Source organism: Winogradskyella poriferorum (genome assembly GCF_036553625.1).
Taxonomy (GTDB): domain Bacteria; phylum Bacteroidota; class Bacteroidia; order Flavobacteriales; family Flavobacteriaceae; genus Winogradskyella; species Winogradskyella poriferorum.
In genome coordinates, this window is the sequence record NZ_JAZHOU010000002.1 from 494591 (window position 1) to 509302 (window position 14712).

The window sequence follows — 14712 nt, forward strand, 5'->3', positions numbered from 1 at the left end:
CGTATATGAGAAAGGTCATTTTTGTTGCTAAAATACTATAGGTATTTGTTATCCTTCAAAATCAAAATCTTCATCTCCGCCATTACCTCTGTCTGATCGATTTCGTTTGTTGTTTTGTTGATTAAATCTATAAATAAAAGAAAGGTTTATTTGACGCTGTCTCCATTGAGATTCATTATATCTTGTAAAAAAGTCTGTTGTGGTGGTTGATTGTCTTTTTCTAGAATTTAACAAGTCTCTCACATTTAAAGATAATGTTCCTTTATTTTTAAGAATTTCTTTACTGAAGGCTAAATCAATAGATAATATACCATCTGTATCGGATTGCGCATCTTGTCTGGCACCTCTATATCTTGCGTTTGTTTGCCAATCTATACTCCATGGTAAAGTAACCTTAGAGCTAAATCTGGCAAACCAACTTGTGTTTTTTGCACTATAATCTACACCATTAAAATCCCCTTCGGTTTCAAATTGAAAGAAATTAAAACTAGAGTTTAAACGTAACCATTTTGCTGGATTGTATAGAAATCCTAATTCTGCACCAGTTCTTTTATTAGTTGAAAGGTTAATAGGAATAGTTCTAATGATATCTATACCATCAGTCGTTTGCTGTCCGGTGTTTTCTTGAATACGCTCAAAAGAATCATCTTCATGTTGATAATATACAGATGTTGTTAAGGTGAACTTCTCCCAACGCTTTAGGTATCCTAAATCAAAAGTGTTAGAAAATGCAGGTTCTAAATTAGGATTACCTTGAAATACATTAGTTCTACTAGATCTTGAAGGAAAAGGATTGATAAACCAACCTCTTGGTCTGTTAATTCTTCTGTTGTAGCCTAGAGTGATACTTTCTTCATTATCAGAATCTGAACCATTAAGATTGTAAATTAAGTTTAAAGTAGGGAAGAGGCCTAAATAATTATTATCAAAATCTGTATCTATTGGGAAGCCAAATGCTTCAACCAGTTCTTCATCTGTTAATCTAGAATCTATTTTTCCTTTTAGTTGTGTGTGCTCTAAACGAAGTCCAAACAAGAAAGAAAATTTACCAAATTTAGAGCCGTATTGGCTATAAATAGCATTGACATTCTGGTCGTAATCAAAAACATTTGTGTAAATATCATTAATTTCTAAACTACCATTATCTAAGTTTTCTTGTTCTAAAGTATAATCGGTAACTTCATTCTGAAGAGTGCTTCTAAAACCAGCTTCAAATCTAGAACCTTCGCCTAATGGTAATACATAATCTGCTTGTAAAAGATATTCATTCTGGTCTTCTGTTGTTGTTTCTTGTTCAATCTGAAAAGCCTCTGGGTCTGTTTGATCTGTAAAAAGGTATCTTTCATTTAGGAATGTAAAACCTTCTTCAGATGAATTTTCAAACTGAAAATCTGCAGTTAATTTATGATCGCTATCATCACCAAATTGTTTCACATAGTTTAATGAGATTTGGTATCTGTTATCTTTTTCGGTTTCCTTTTCGCGTCTAAGCGTTTCTTCTACAATTGTATTGTCATTAAAACGTTCACTATTATTTAATGATATATCTGCATCACTTCCTAATCTGTAAAATAAACTACCTGTTAATGAAGACGTGTCATCTAAAAAGTATTCCATACCAATGTTGGCATTATAATTTCTGTTGAGACGTTCTACTTCTTGGTCTTCTCTAATTCTTCTGAATTCGGGTTCCTCAACAACACCATCTTCAATTTGGTCAAAATAAGTAATGTCATTAAAGCTGTTTCTTGGAGCATCAAAATAGCGCCAGCCTATGTTAGAAAATATGTTGAATTTCTCTGTACGAAAATTTAGAGCGGCAGAAACTCCTACATTGTCTGGGTTACCTAGTGTAAAGTTTAAGGAGCCATTAAAACCAAGAGTTTCTTTTTGACGAAGTATAATATTTAAAATACCTGCAGTTCCTTCGGCATCGTACCTTGCTGAAGGAGAGGTGATAACTTCTACACGCTCAATAGCTTCTGCAGGAAGCTGGCTTAAAATGTTACTATCTCCAAAGCCTGCCATAGCAGAGGGTTTTCCATTAATCAGTATTCTTACATTTTCGTTTCCACGAAGGCTTATAGCGCCTTCGACATCTACTGCTACGGAAGGTACATTATTTAAGGCGTCACTAACCGTACCGCCTGCAGTGGTTAAGTCTTTACCAATATTGTAGACTTTTTTATCTAATTTAATTTCTACAGTAGTTTTTTCGGCTACTATTGTAACTTCATCTAAAGAAGCGACGTCTAGTGCTAGACTTACTGTACCTAAATCTATTGATTCTGATAGAGTTTTGTTAAGGTATTCTTTTGTAACATACGAAATGTATTCTACATAAATATTATACGTTCCAGGTGAGACTTCTACAGTGAATTTTCCTTCTGTATCAGTTATTCCGCCAGTTACAACCTTGTTGTCTTCAGTTGATTTTAGTGTTATTGTGGCATATTCTAACGGAATATTTGTGCCTTCTTCGAGAACTTTTCCCTGAATTTTAATGTCTTTTTGAGCAAAAGACAGGGATATGTTAAATAATAAGATTAAAAATAGAGGTAAATTTAGTTTCATTACAAGTTGTTAGTGTTTTGCTTATTTAGATGAGCAAAAATACTTTTACTTGTGGTGCATTTGGTTAATCTTATGTTAAAGGAAAATAGAGATATTTTAATTTTAGAAAGCTATTATCTTAATTCTATTAGCCTTCATCTTTCTTTTTCTTTTTTCGTTTTTTCTTCTTTTTCTTTTTTACTTCTTTTTCATTAAAATCCCCTTTTATTAAGTCTTTTATCTTGTTCATATCGTTTTTAGATATTAACTCTTCTAGATCTTTAAAATGAGATTCATCTAGTTTTTTTATAGCATCTTTTCTGTCTAAATTATGCTCATACTTAGCTCTGATTAGTTCGCTTTTAGCGTCATAATACGAATTTAGATATTGTTTTATAATTTCTTTTTGAAAATCATCAGCTTCAAGGGTAGTTAAAAAATTGGCTATATACTCGTCTTTTCGTTCTTCAACCTTTTGCTCATATTTAGCAATTTCTTCTTTTGTTGGTTCTCTATTTATTACTGGGTTTCCCATGCGATCTCTGCGACCTTGGGCAAAGGTGTTTAATCCCAAGATTAGAGCAAAGGTTAATAATGCTATTCTTTTCATAACTTAAATTATATCTAAGATTAGTTCTTTAGGTCGTCCTATTACGGCTTTATTGTTATTAACAACTATTGGTCGTTCTATGAGCTTAGGATACTTAACCATGGCTTTAATAGTTTGTTGATCTGTCAGTTTTTTGCCTTTGTATTCTGATTTCCAGATAGATTCATTTGTTCTTATCAAATCTATAGGTTTTATTCCTAATTTAGAAATAATTGTATTTAACTCCTTTTCATTTATTGGTTCTTCAAGATATTTTACTATCTCAAATTTTTCTCCTGATTCTTCTAAAAGCGCAAGACCTTCTCTAGATTTTCTACATCTTGGATTGTGGTAAATTGTTATCATGATGTTTTATTATTCAATTTTTATACCAATAGTTTTATATAATTCTTAGTCATCACTCTTTTGTCCCATCATCATAAGATATGCTTTTAAGAAAGGCTCTAAATCACCATCCATAACAGCATCTACATTACCTGTTTCGTGTGCTGTGCGTACATCTTTAACAAGTTTATATGGGTGCATCACATAATTTCGGATTTGGCTTCCCCATTCAATTTTCATTTTACTTGCTTCAATATCTTCGCGTTGCGCCATTTGTTTCTGAAGCTCAATCTCATATAATTGCGACTTCAACATTTGCATGGCTCTAGCTCTATTATCGTGTTGAGAACGCGTTTCGGAACACTGAATTTGAATACCAGTTGGTTTGTGTAGTAGTTGCACTTTAGTTTCTACTTTGTTCACATTTTGTCCTCCTGCACCACTGGAGCGAGCTGTTGTAATTTCTATATCTGCTGGATTTATCTCTATTTCAATAGAATCGTCTACCAAAGGATATACATATACAGAAGCAAAACTAGTATGCCGTTTGGCATTACTGTCAAAAGGTGAAATTCTTACTAAGCGATGGACTCCATTTTCTCCTTTTAACCAACCAAAGGCATAGTCTCCTTCAATTTCTAAAGTTACAGTTTTTATACCAGCAACATCACCTTCTTGATGGTTAAGTTCTTTTACTTTAAACCCACTTTTTTCGGCATACATTAAATACATTCGCATTAGCATACTGGCCCAATCACAAGATTCAGTTCCTCCTGCACCAGCTGTAATTTGTAAAACAGCACTAAGGCTGTCTCCTTCTTCAGAAAGCATATTTTTAAATTCTAGCTTTTCTATAGCATTTATAGCTTTTTCAAATCTAGATTCTACATCATCTAAAGAGGCCTCATCTTCTTTGTAAAATTCATAGAGGACTTCTAAATCTTCACAAAGTACTTTTGCATTTTCGTAATCGTTGACCCAGCTCTTTTTTTCTCTGAGAGAACGCATCACTTGTTCTGCTTTTTTTGAGTCATTCCAAAAGTTAGGGTCGAAAGTTTGCTCTTCTTCGTTAGCAATCTCTATAAGTTTGGTATCTAAGTCAAAGATACTGTCTAAGTATGTCTAGACGGGAATTAAGATCTTTTATTTGATCTGATGTTATCATATTAAATTGAAATTTTCACAAATATAATAGGCATATGTAAGGTGCCATAATTTTGCATTGATTTTTTCATTTCTAAAAAGAAACAAAAAAACCGTCTAAAATTTTTAGACGGTTTTTGAGATTTTTTATTTGGTATCACCTGTGATTACCACCACCAACACCAGTTGTATGACGGTTCGTAGTCACATAATTCTCCACCGGCAGTACTTGTACCACTAACTACCTCTACAACACCACGTTTGTAACCAGGACCAATGTTTAAGTCACAGTTAACTTTAAATTTAGTGTAGTAGCAGTTACCTACGTAAACATATATGTACTTACCAAACGTACCATCAGCATTTGTACCGCTAACAGACATTTCATCATTAAGACCTACAACACTATCAAATATTTTAACCGCATAGCATGTGTTTTCGTAGCGTTGGTATAATCTCACTCTGTAATCGTTGTGCCAATCCCACTTAAATGTAATTTGGTTTACATCTCCAATACAATCGTTACATTCTGCTTCTGGTAAATCTTTAGTTATTAAAATAGCTTGAACATTATCATAATCAGCAGGAATAAGCAGAAGACCCAATTTGTCACCGCATCCAGGAGTATATCCTTCACCATTTGCAACAGCTTCATCGTAAATAGCATCACCTTTAGCATTATCAACTGAAGGGCTCCAGTCACCAGGAACAGGTGTTAAAAAGTCAGTAAAGTCATTAATAAAAGGACCTTCTATAAGTTTCCAGATAGCATATTGAACATGACCATAAGTATACTCGGATCCCTCACTGATATCAATATTGTTTAAGATCCAGTTTACTTTGTCAAAGTTTTGTGGGTTTGTGTAAACACTTTCAAACTCACCACCAGCCAAAATAGCCTCATCATAACTAGAGATTACAGTAAAATCTATAAAATCGTCATCAGCTCCCAAGCTTGGTAATCTATCAGAGCAATATGCTTGAATAACATCAGCACCATCAATAGATACATCAAAGTAACCATTTGTGCCAGGTTTGTTTACAACCTCTACATTTACAGTAGTGTCATAACCAGTTTCAAGTAAATCTGCAGTACAATCTGTGTAGTCATTACCACCATTGTTATGACCTCCATAATTACCCCAAGTTTTTGCAGTAGTCAAAGTTGGTGTAGCAAGGTTCTCACTTCTTTCATTAAAAGTAAGTTCCATATCTTCTTCTCCATCAGATACAACCATGCCTTTTTCATCAAATCTTAATGCGGCTTGTTGCTGATTTTCAATTTCTTGTGTGCTCTCGTTTTGACATGATGCAAAAACTACAAGAGCCACAAGCAATACTAATTTAGTAATGTGTTTCATAATTGATAAATAAAAGTTAATAGCATTATTAAAGTTGTAAAAGTATTTGTTAAAATTGTTAACACGTTAAAAAGTTGACGAAATAATAGATTTATTAGTTAAATAGTTGAATGTCAAATTTAATCGATAAAACAACAGATTTTTTACACAACAGAAGAAGTGTTCAATTTATCGAAGAAAATTTTAAGTGGTTCTTAAATGCTTAATTTTGAACAACATTTTTTATTAAATATGAATGTAAATTCAATTTATAAACAAGTAAACGCCTCTAGATCTATTAAATGAAAAATAGTCATAATACTTTTTCAATTTTAATCCCAGATGGAGAAACCACTTTGCTTTCTAATGTAGTTTATAGCTTATCATTAGTTAGAGATGTAAAAATTTATGTACTGTCTTCTCATAAGAGAAAGTACTTTAGATATTCAATAGATAATAGTTGTTTTAAGTATTCTCGTTTTATAGAAAAGTTTATTTATTACGAGAACACTTCTATTGAAGATTGGATTTATAAAATAGATACTACCGCAGAAACTTATGGCATAGATCTTATAATGCCTATTTTTGATGTTAGTACTAAGAAGATTTTAGAGCATTTAAAATTACTTAAAAACAAATCTAAACTTTGTAATCTAACTAGTTTAACTAATTATGAAACTGCACTTCGGAAGGATTTTCTTTATCTTTTCTTAAAATCGAATAAGTTACCTTGTCCAGATAGTATCATAGTAGATTCAAAATTTGATTTTAACATTCAAAAAATAGATTTTCCACTTGTTGCTAAACCAACTTATGGCTTTAATGGAGGAATGGGAGTGAAGCTAGTAAAAAATGAAGAAGGGCTGAGAAAATATATAGGTGCAATTAGTACTGATAAGCCAATATTGCTTCAAAAATTTATAGAGGGATTTGATGTAACATGTAATGTATTGTGTGAAAATGGAGAAATAAAAGCCTATACGATGCAAAAGGGAGTTTTGGTAAAAGATGTAAAAGTAACTCCTCAGTATGAGTTTAGCTTTTTCCATGATGAAGTTTTATTGTTATTAATGAAAAATTTAATGAAAGCTTTAAATTGGTCTGGTGTGGCCAACATTGATTTTAGATTCGATAAAACCGATTCAACCTATAAGGTTATTGAAATTAATCCAAGATTTTGGCTTAATACAGAGGCTTCTGCATTAGCGGGAGTTAATTTTCCATATTTATACTGCTTATCTTCTTTAAATAAAAAAATAGATTTTACACCTGTTAAATCAGGAGTGTTTTTACATCTCAAATCTTTAATTAAAAGATTTCAAAGGAATCCATTATTAGTTTTTAAAATTAACTTCCTGCTCAACAATACACCTTTTAGATTTATAATAAAGGATCCTCTAGTTTTATGGTGTAAGTTTATATGGCGGACCAATAATGTAATATCTTCAAAAATTCTTAAAAGGAAAACCTTATAGAGTATTATCTTTACCTCATAGATTTTAATTTATGATAATAGATTTAAGAAGCGATACGGTTACAAAGCCAACGAGTGATATGCTAAAGGCTATGATGTCTGCCGATGTTGGTGATGATGTTTATAAAGAGGACCCTACAGTGAATGCTCTTGAGCAGCGATTAACTGAAATGTTTGGTATGGACGATGCTTTGTTCTTTCCAACAGGTACAATGGCAAATCAAACAGCACTAAAACTACATACCAATCCTGGTGAGCAGGTTGTTTGCGATAAATATGCACATATATATAATTATGAAGGTGGTGGAGCTTCATTCAATAGTGGAATATCATGTCATTTAATAGATGGACACAGAGGTATGTTTACAGCAGAACAAGCAGAAGCTGCTATAAATCCACCAGAGTTTTATCATAGTCCACTAACAGCATTGATAGAGATTGAAAATACTACCAATAAAGGTGGTGGTGCATGTTGGGATTTTGAAGAATTAAAAAAGATTAGAGAAGTAGCTGATAAGCATAGTTTAGGATTCCATTTAGATGGAGCAAGACTGTGGAATGCTCTGGTTGCCAGGCAAGAAAGTGCTAAGCAATATGGGGAATTATTCGATACCATATCTGTCTGTTTAAGTAAAGGGTTAGGGTGCCCTATAGGCTCTGTACTAATAGGGAAAAAAGAGTCTATGAAAGGTGCGTTGCGTGTTAGGAAAATTCTTGGTGGTGGTATGCGTCAAGTAGGCTATTTAGCGGCAGCAGGTTTGTATGCTTTAGATAATCATATTGAACGTCTAGAGGAAGATCATCAAAAAGCTAAAGAAATTGGTGAAGTTTTACATGGGTTATCTTTTATCAAAAAAGTAGAGCCAATAGAAACGAATATCGTCATTTTTGAAGTAAATGATACAATAAGCGAAGTAGACTTTTTAAATAAACTAAAGAAAAAAAACATACATATTATTGGTATGGGAAGCAATAAACTGCGTATAGTTACGCATTTAGATTACACCAACAATATGCATGAAGTAGTTTTGAAAACGCTTAAGAGTTTATAAAAACTATTTAAACATATCCATACCAGGAATGTTTGGCATGCCTTCTTTAGCAACTGCAGCGATTTCAGTTTCGTTTACATTTGTTGCGTTTTCAATAGCTTTATTTAGAGTTAGAATAAGATAATCTTCAAGCATCTCTTTGTCTTGAAGTAACTCATCATCAATCGAAATAGATTTAATTGTTCTATTTGCAGTAATTGTTACTTGTAACTTGTTATCACTACTAGCCTCATCAATTAAAACTGTATTTAAACGCTCCTTAGTTTCCTCAACTTTTTTCTGAGCTTCTTTTAATTTGCTCATCATTCCCATCATATCTCCAAACATATCTTTATCTTTTAAAATTACGATGCAAAATTACTAAATTGCGCCACTTTTTTAGATTAAAATTTTCTTAAAAACAATATGAGCAAGAACTCTGTAGTAAATCCGCCAATAGCCAAAAAGATTCCACACGAATTAGAAAAACATGGTGATGTTAGAGTTGATAATTATTTCTGGATGAAAGATAGAGAGCATCCAGAAGTTATAGACTACTTAAAAGCTGAAAATGCCTATTGTGATGCTCAAATGGCACATACCAAAGCATTTCAAAAGGATTTATTTGAGGAAATGAAAGCCCGAATAAAAGAGGACGATTCTTCTGTGCCCTACAAATACAATGGGTATTGGTATATTACCAGATATGAAAAAGGCAAGGATTATCCTATATATGCAAGAAAAAAAGAATCTTTAGATAATCCTGAAGAATTGCTTTTTGATTGTAATAAAATGGCTGAAGGACAAAGCTATTTTAAGCTTGTAGGTATAAGTATTAGTCCAGATAACAAAAAGGTATCTTACGGTGTTGATACAACAGGTAGAAGGCAATACACCATTCGAGTTAAAGACATAGCAACTCACAAAGTTTTTAACGATAGTATTGAAAATACAACAGGCTCCTCTACATGGGCAAATGATAACGAGACTTTATTCTATACACAAAAAGATCCGGTAACTTTAAGAGCATATCAGATTTTTAGACATAAGTTAGGGTCAAATTCTGAGGATGAGTTAATATTTCAGGAAGGAGATGAGACTTTTGGAACAGCAATTTATAAATCAAAGTCTAGAAAGTATATCATCATAGCATGCTACAGTACTTTAACTAATGAATATCATATACTCAATGCAGATAATCCTAATGGAAAGTTTGAAGTTTTTCAGCCACGTGTAAGAGGTTTAGAGTATAGTATTTCGCACTACGATGGTCATTTTTATATTCTTACAAACAAAGATAAAGCCACAAATTTTAAACTTATGAAATGCTCTGAAACAGATAGAGCATTAGATAAGTGGCAAGAAGTTGTTCCACATAGAAACGAAGTGCTTTTAGAGAGCATAGATATTTTTAAAAATTACCTCGTAATAAGTGAGCGCGACAATGGACTCAACAAAATAAGGATAAAGCGTTGGGACGACACAGAAGATTATTACCTTCCTTTTGATAACGAAACCTACACAGCCTATACAACAACAAATGTAGAGTTCGATACAGAAACATTACGTTATGCCTACAATGCCTTAACAACACCAGCTTCGGTTTTAGAGTTTAATATGAAAACTAAAACTAAAACAGTACTAAAAGAGCAAGAAGTTTTAGGAGGAAAATTCAATAAAGACAACTACACCTCAGAGCGTATTTGGGCAACTGCAGAAGATGGAACAAAAATACCAATGTCTTTAGTGTACAAAAAAGGTATAAAAAAAGATGGGAGTAATCCCTTATTGCAATATGCATATGGTAGTTATGGTTCTACTGTAGACCCTTATTTTTCAACAATTCGCTTAAGTTTACTAGACAGAGGCTTTATTTATGTAATAGCTCATATAAGGGGTGGAGAATATCTAGGAAGACAATGGTACGAAGATGGTAAACTTCTAAAAAAGAAGAATACTTTTTCAGATTTTGTGGCTTGTTCTATTCATTTAATTAAAGAACGATATACATCATCAAAGCATTTGTATGCAATGGGAGGAAGTGCAGGTGGCTTGTTAATGGGTGCAATAATCAATATGGCTCCTGAGTTGTATAACGGTATTATTGCAGCAGTACCTTTTGTAGATGTAGTTACTACTATGTTAGACGACTCCATACCACTTACAACAGGTGAATATGACGAATGGGGAAATCCTAATGATAAATTATACTATGAGTATATGAAATCATATTCACCATACGATAATATTGAGACTAAGGAATATCCTAATATGTTGATAACAGCAGGACTACACGATTCCCAGGTACAATACTGGGAACCTGCCAAATGGGTTGCTAAGCTTAGAGATATGAAAACCGACAATAATAGATTATACCTTAAAACCAATATGGATGCAGGTCATGGTGGTGCTTCAGGGCGCTTTGAAAGTATCAAGGAAGATGCAGAAGAATATGCTTTTCTATTAGATTTAGAAGGTATTTCGAGTTGATTTAAAAAAAAAGTATTAGTTTTGCGAGGTTTTAAAGTGTATTTATTGCACTTGATTAAATAGCATTTATGGACAAAAACAAAAATGTATTTGATAACGTATTACAACTCATAGGTAGTACTCCACTTATCAAGTTAAACAGAATGACCGCAGACTACGACGGCGAGTTTTATGCTAAAGTAGAAGCTTTCAATCCAGGTCATTCTTCTAAGGACAGAATTGCATTACATATTATTGAAGAAGCTGAGCGTCAAGGCATTTTAACACCTGGTGATACAATTATAGAAACTACTTCTGGTAATACTGGTTTTAGTATAGCTATGGTTAGCATTATAAAAGGTTATGAATGTATACTGGCTGTGAGCTCAAAGTCTTCTGCAGACAAAATAGACATGTTAAGGTCTATGGGAGCAAAGGTTTATGTTTGCCCAGCTCATGTTAATGCAGATGACCCAAGGTCATACTATCAGGTAGCAAAACGTTTGCATGAAGAGATTAAAGGTTCTATTTATATTAATCAATATTTTAATCAATTAAATATTGATGCTCATTATAACTCTACAGGTCCAGAAATTTGGAATCAAACAAATGGTGAAATCACACATTTAGTAGCTTGTAGTGGTACAGGAGGAACTATCTCTGGGATTGCAAAATATTTAAAAGAGCAAAACCCTAATGTGAAAATTATAGGTGTTGATGCTTACGGATCAGTACTACAAAAATATCATGAAACTAGAGAGTTTGATGAAAAGGAAATTTATCCATATAGAATCGAAGGACTAGGTAAGAATTTAATTCCTACAGCAACAGATTTTGATGCTATTGATGAATTTATCAAAGTAACTGATGAAGAAAGTGCACACACAGCTAGAGAGATTTCAAATACAGAAGGTTTGTTTGTAGGGTATACAAGTGGTGCAGCAATGCAAGCTATAAAACAATTAAATGAGAGAGGTGAATTTCAACCAACAGATAAAATTGTAGTAGTTTTTCCAGATCATGGATCGCGTTACATGAGTAAAGTCTATAGCGACAAATGGATGGAAGATCAAGGATTTTTTGATAGCAAAAATGAAGTTGCTACAACGATTCAATATATAAAGTAAAATTACTTTAAAATACACATAGCCTACCTTTTTTGGGTAGGCTTTTTTATGTTTAAAACTTAGTGAATAGTTAGGTTAAAATATATTATGCATTAATGATAATATTACCTAATTTTGCTGATACTAATAAAACTAAATTAAATTAAAATCTAATCTATAATGTATTGAGATTATAGATAAAGATTAATGGCAATTGCAACGTATGAAGGATTTATTTGAAAAGATTTATCGAGATAAGGGACCTTTAGGAAAGTGGGCAGCACAAGCGGAAGGTTATTTTGTATTTCCAAAATTAGAAGGAGAAATTTCGAATAGAATGAAGTTTCAAGGAAAAGAGGTGATTACTTGGAGTATTAATGACTACTTAGGCTTAGCAAATCATCCAGAAGTTAGAAAAGTTGATGCTGAAGCTGCTGCTAAATATGGTTCTGCTTACCCAATGGGTGCTCGCATGATGTCTGGTCACACAGAGTTGCATGAGCAGCTGCAAAATGAATTAGCAGAATTTGTTAATAAAGAAGCAGCTTATTTGTTAAATTTTGGATATCAGGGAATGGTATCTACAATTGATGCCTTAGTCTCAAAAGATGATATTATTGTTTATGATGTAGATGCACATGCTTGTATTATAGATGGTGTTCGTTTACACATGGGAAAACGTTTTACATACAAGCATAATGATGTAGAAAGTTTAGAAAAAAATCTTGAGAGAGCTACTAAAATGGCAGAGCAGACAGGAGGAGGTATTTTAGTAATCTCTGAAGGTGTATTTGGTATGCGTGGTGAGCAAGGTCGTTTAAAAGAAATCGTTGAGCTAAAGAAAAAATTTAATTTTAGATTGTTTGTAGATGATGCACATGGTTTTGGTACATTAGGTGCTACTGGAGCTGGAGCAGGTGAGGAGCAAGGTGTTCAAGATGATATTGATGTGTATTTTGCTACATTCGCAAAATCTATGGCAAGTACAGGTGCGTTTATTGCTGGTGATAAAGAAATTATAGATTATTTAAAATATAATTTACGTTCGCAGATGTTTGCTAAATCTCTACAAATGCAACTTGTAGTTGGTGCATTAAAACGATTAGATATGCTGCGTACTATGCCAGAGTTAAAACAAAATCTTTGGACAATTGTAAATGCGTTACAATCTGGCTTAAAAGAGCGTGGTTTTGATATCGGAACAACACAGAGTTGTGTTACTCCAGTATACTTAAAAGGAAGTATTCCTGAAGCCATGGCTTTAGTAAAAGACCTTCGTGAAAATCACGGAATATTCTGTTCTATAGTAGTTTATCCTGTAATACCTAAAGGATTAATTCTATTAAGAATGATTCCTACAGCAACACATACATTACAAGATGTAAAGGAAACCTTAGATGCTTTTGATGCTATTAGAGAGCGTTTAGAAAATGGTACTTATAAAAGAATGTCTGCAGCATTAACTGCTGCAATGGGAGAATAATTCTTCTAATTTAACAATAAAAAAGGCTCTGTTTAATTACAGAGCCTTTTTCTTTTATAAATCTTTTCGGAATGTTTTTCGTCGCTTATAAACAACAGGGTCAAAGTGTTTCCATATTTTATGAATTGCTTCATTGTCCTCTAATTCTGGTGTTCTGTAGCAAGTTTCAATACCTTTTTGTGTAAAGGTTTCATAGTATTCGTTAAAAATTACAGCATGAACACCTTTATTTTGATAGTCTGGATGTATTCCTATTAAATAAAAAATTACATCCTTACTATTTTTCTTGGCTTTTAAAATATGTCTAAAACCAAATGGGAATAGTTTACCTTTTGCCTTTTGAAGAGCCTCGGCAAATTTAGGCATTACAATAGCAAAACCAATTAATTTATCGTTTTCATCTACAACAAACTTTATGTATTCCGGATTAACAAAGCTTATAAATTTCTTTTTAAAATATTCTTTCTGAATATCAGTAATTTCAACAAATGAAGATAAAGATGCATAACTTTCATTAAATAAATCGAACATCTTGTCTGCATAAGGCATTACTTCTTCAGTCTTTGTGAACTTTAAAGCTCTTAGTTTATATCTGCGTTTAATAAGTTCTTGAGCCTTTTTAAAAGTTTCTGGTTTTACATTTTTAAAAGGAAATTTACTCTCAGAATATTCTTTTTCAATACTATAACCGTGATTCTTGTAATGATTTACATAATACGGATGGTTGTACCATGTAATCATTGGAGCTATACTGTCAAAACCTTCTGTCATTACTCCAACTTTATCTAAGTTTGAAAATCCAACAGGTCCTTCTGCATATTCAAGCTTATGATTGCGCCCTATATTTTCAATGGTTTTTAGCAAGGCTTTACTCACCTCAAAGTCATCAATAAAATCAAACCAACCGAAACGCATCTTTTTTATTTGTTGCTTATCAACTTCTAGCCAATTTACAATAGCAGCAATTCTACCCACGACTTCCTTTCCTTTATACGCAAGAAAAAAACGTGCTTCGGCATCTTTAAATATTGGATTTTTATCTTTATTAAAAGTTTCTAATTCTTGCTTTATAATAGGAGGTACCCAATATTTTGAGTCTTTATAGAGGGAAAACGGAAACTTTACAAAGGTTGTTAGGCCTTTCTTAGTTGTAACTTCTTTAACTGTAATCATGTATTA

Annotated in this window: 12 protein-coding genes; 5 read left to right on the forward strand and 7 right to left on the reverse strand. The window is 32.7% G+C overall.

Annotation, left to right across the window (positions count from 1 at the left end; all coding sequences use genetic code 11):
* Positions 1–48 precede the first annotated feature (48 nt).
* From V1468_RS08425 to V1468_RS08445, 5 genes are all read right to left on the reverse strand, one after another.
* Positions 49–2574, reverse strand: coding sequence for an outer membrane beta-barrel family protein (locus V1468_RS08425; protein ID WP_331809798.1), 2526 nt, complete (start codon positions 2572–2574; stop codon positions 49–51).
* Positions 2575–2701: 127 nt separating this feature from the next.
* The gene (locus tag V1468_RS08430; RefSeq protein WP_331809799.1) at positions 2702–3163 is read right to left on the reverse strand and encodes a hypothetical protein; all 462 of its coding nucleotides are present in this window, start codon (positions 3161–3163) and stop codon (positions 2702–2704) included.
* A gap of 3 nt (positions 3164–3166) precedes the next feature.
* Entirely contained in the window at positions 3167–3508 is a 342-nt protein-coding gene (gene arsC, locus V1468_RS08435; RefSeq protein ID WP_331809800.1) for an arsenate reductase (glutaredoxin), read from the reverse strand.
* A 45-nt stretch (positions 3509–3553) separates the two neighbouring features.
* Positions 3554–4652 (reverse strand): peptide chain release factor 2 gene (gene prfB, locus V1468_RS08440; protein ID WP_331809801.1). Its coding sequence is split into 2 segments (ribosomal slippage): positions 3554–4588 and positions 4590–4652, totalling 1098 coding nucleotides; the frame shifts between segments, so codons are not numbered across the junction.
* Positions 4653–4797: 145 nt separating this feature from the next.
* Positions 4798–5991: a hypothetical protein gene (locus V1468_RS08445; RefSeq protein WP_331809802.1), complete on the reverse strand. Its 1194-nt coding sequence runs from the start codon at positions 5989–5991 to the stop codon at positions 4798–4800.
* A gap of 281 nt (positions 5992–6272) precedes the next feature.
* Here V1468_RS08445 and V1468_RS08450 point away from each other — a divergent pair, with 281 nt between their 5' ends.
* Positions 6273–7445: an ATP-grasp domain-containing protein gene (locus V1468_RS08450; RefSeq protein ID WP_331809803.1), complete on the forward strand. Its 1173-nt coding sequence runs from the start codon at positions 6273–6275 to the stop codon at positions 7443–7445.
* Between the two features lie 31 nt (positions 7446–7476).
* Entirely contained in the window at positions 7477–8496 is a 1020-nt protein-coding gene (locus V1468_RS08455; protein ID WP_331809804.1) for a threonine aldolase family protein, read from the forward strand.
* A 3-nt stretch (positions 8497–8499) separates the two neighbouring features.
* Here V1468_RS08455 and V1468_RS08460 read toward each other — a convergent pair whose 3' ends face one another.
* Entirely contained in the window at positions 8500–8823 is a 324-nt protein-coding gene (locus V1468_RS08460; protein ID WP_331809805.1) for a YbaB/EbfC family nucleoid-associated protein, read from the reverse strand.
* Positions 8824–8901: 78 nt separating this feature from the next.
* Here V1468_RS08460 and V1468_RS08465 point away from each other — a divergent pair, with 78 nt between their 5' ends.
* From V1468_RS08465 to V1468_RS08475, 3 genes are all read left to right on the forward strand, one after another.
* On the forward strand, positions 8902–10965 hold the full coding sequence (locus V1468_RS08465; protein ID WP_331809806.1) for a S9 family peptidase: 2064 nt from the start codon (positions 8902–8904) through the stop codon (positions 10963–10965).
* Between the two features lie 68 nt (positions 10966–11033).
* Positions 11034–12071, forward strand: coding sequence for a PLP-dependent cysteine synthase family protein (locus tag V1468_RS08470; protein ID WP_331809807.1), 1038 nt, complete (start codon positions 11034–11036; stop codon positions 12069–12071).
* Positions 12072–12273: 202 nt separating this feature from the next.
* Positions 12274–13533, forward strand: a complete 1260-nt coding sequence (locus tag V1468_RS08475) for an aminotransferase class I/II-fold pyridoxal phosphate-dependent enzyme (RefSeq protein ID WP_331809808.1) — start codon at positions 12274–12276, stop codon at positions 13531–13533.
* Positions 13534–13587: 54 nt separating this feature from the next.
* Here V1468_RS08475 and V1468_RS08480 read toward each other — a convergent pair whose 3' ends face one another.
* Entirely contained in the window at positions 13588–14706 is a 1119-nt protein-coding gene (locus tag V1468_RS08480) for a GTP cyclohydrolase (protein WP_331809809.1), read from the reverse strand.
* Positions 14707–14712: the final 6 nt, after the last annotated feature.

What these genes read in the sequence shown, in the direction of transcription:
- V1468_RS08450 (WP_331809803.1), top strand. Translation starts at nt 6,273, where the DNA reads ATGAAAAATAGTCATAATACTTTTTCAATTTTAATCCCAGATGGAGAA.
- arsC (WP_331809800.1), bottom strand. Translation starts at nt 3,508, where the DNA reads ATGATAACAATTTACCACAATCCAAGATGTAGAAAATCTAGAGAAGGT.
- V1468_RS08480 (WP_331809809.1), bottom strand. Translation starts at nt 14,706, where the DNA reads ATGATTACAGTTAAAGAAGTTACAACTAAGAAAGGCCTAACAACCTTT.
- V1468_RS08455 (WP_331809804.1), top strand. Translation starts at nt 7,477, where the DNA reads ATGATAATAGATTTAAGAAGCGATACGGTTACAAAGCCAACGAGTGAT.
- V1468_RS08425 (WP_331809798.1), bottom strand. Translation starts at nt 2,574, where the DNA reads ATGAAACTAAATTTACCTCTATTTTTAATCTTATTATTTAACATATCC.
- V1468_RS08470 (WP_331809807.1), top strand. Translation starts at nt 11,034, where the DNA reads ATGGACAAAAACAAAAATGTATTTGATAACGTATTACAACTCATAGGT.
- V1468_RS08445 (WP_331809802.1), bottom strand. Translation starts at nt 5,991, where the DNA reads ATGAAACACATTACTAAATTAGTATTGCTTGTGGCTCTTGTAGTTTTT.
- V1468_RS08430 (WP_331809799.1), bottom strand. Translation starts at nt 3,163, where the DNA reads ATGAAAAGAATAGCATTATTAACCTTTGCTCTAATCTTGGGATTAAAC.
- V1468_RS08465 (WP_331809806.1), top strand. Translation starts at nt 8,902, where the DNA reads ATGAGCAAGAACTCTGTAGTAAATCCGCCAATAGCCAAAAAGATTCCA.
- V1468_RS08460 (WP_331809805.1), bottom strand. Translation starts at nt 8,823, where the DNA reads ATGTTTGGAGATATGATGGGAATGATGAGCAAATTAAAAGAAGCTCAG.
- V1468_RS08475 (WP_331809808.1), top strand. Translation starts at nt 12,274, where the DNA reads ATGAAGGATTTATTTGAAAAGATTTATCGAGATAAGGGACCTTTAGGA.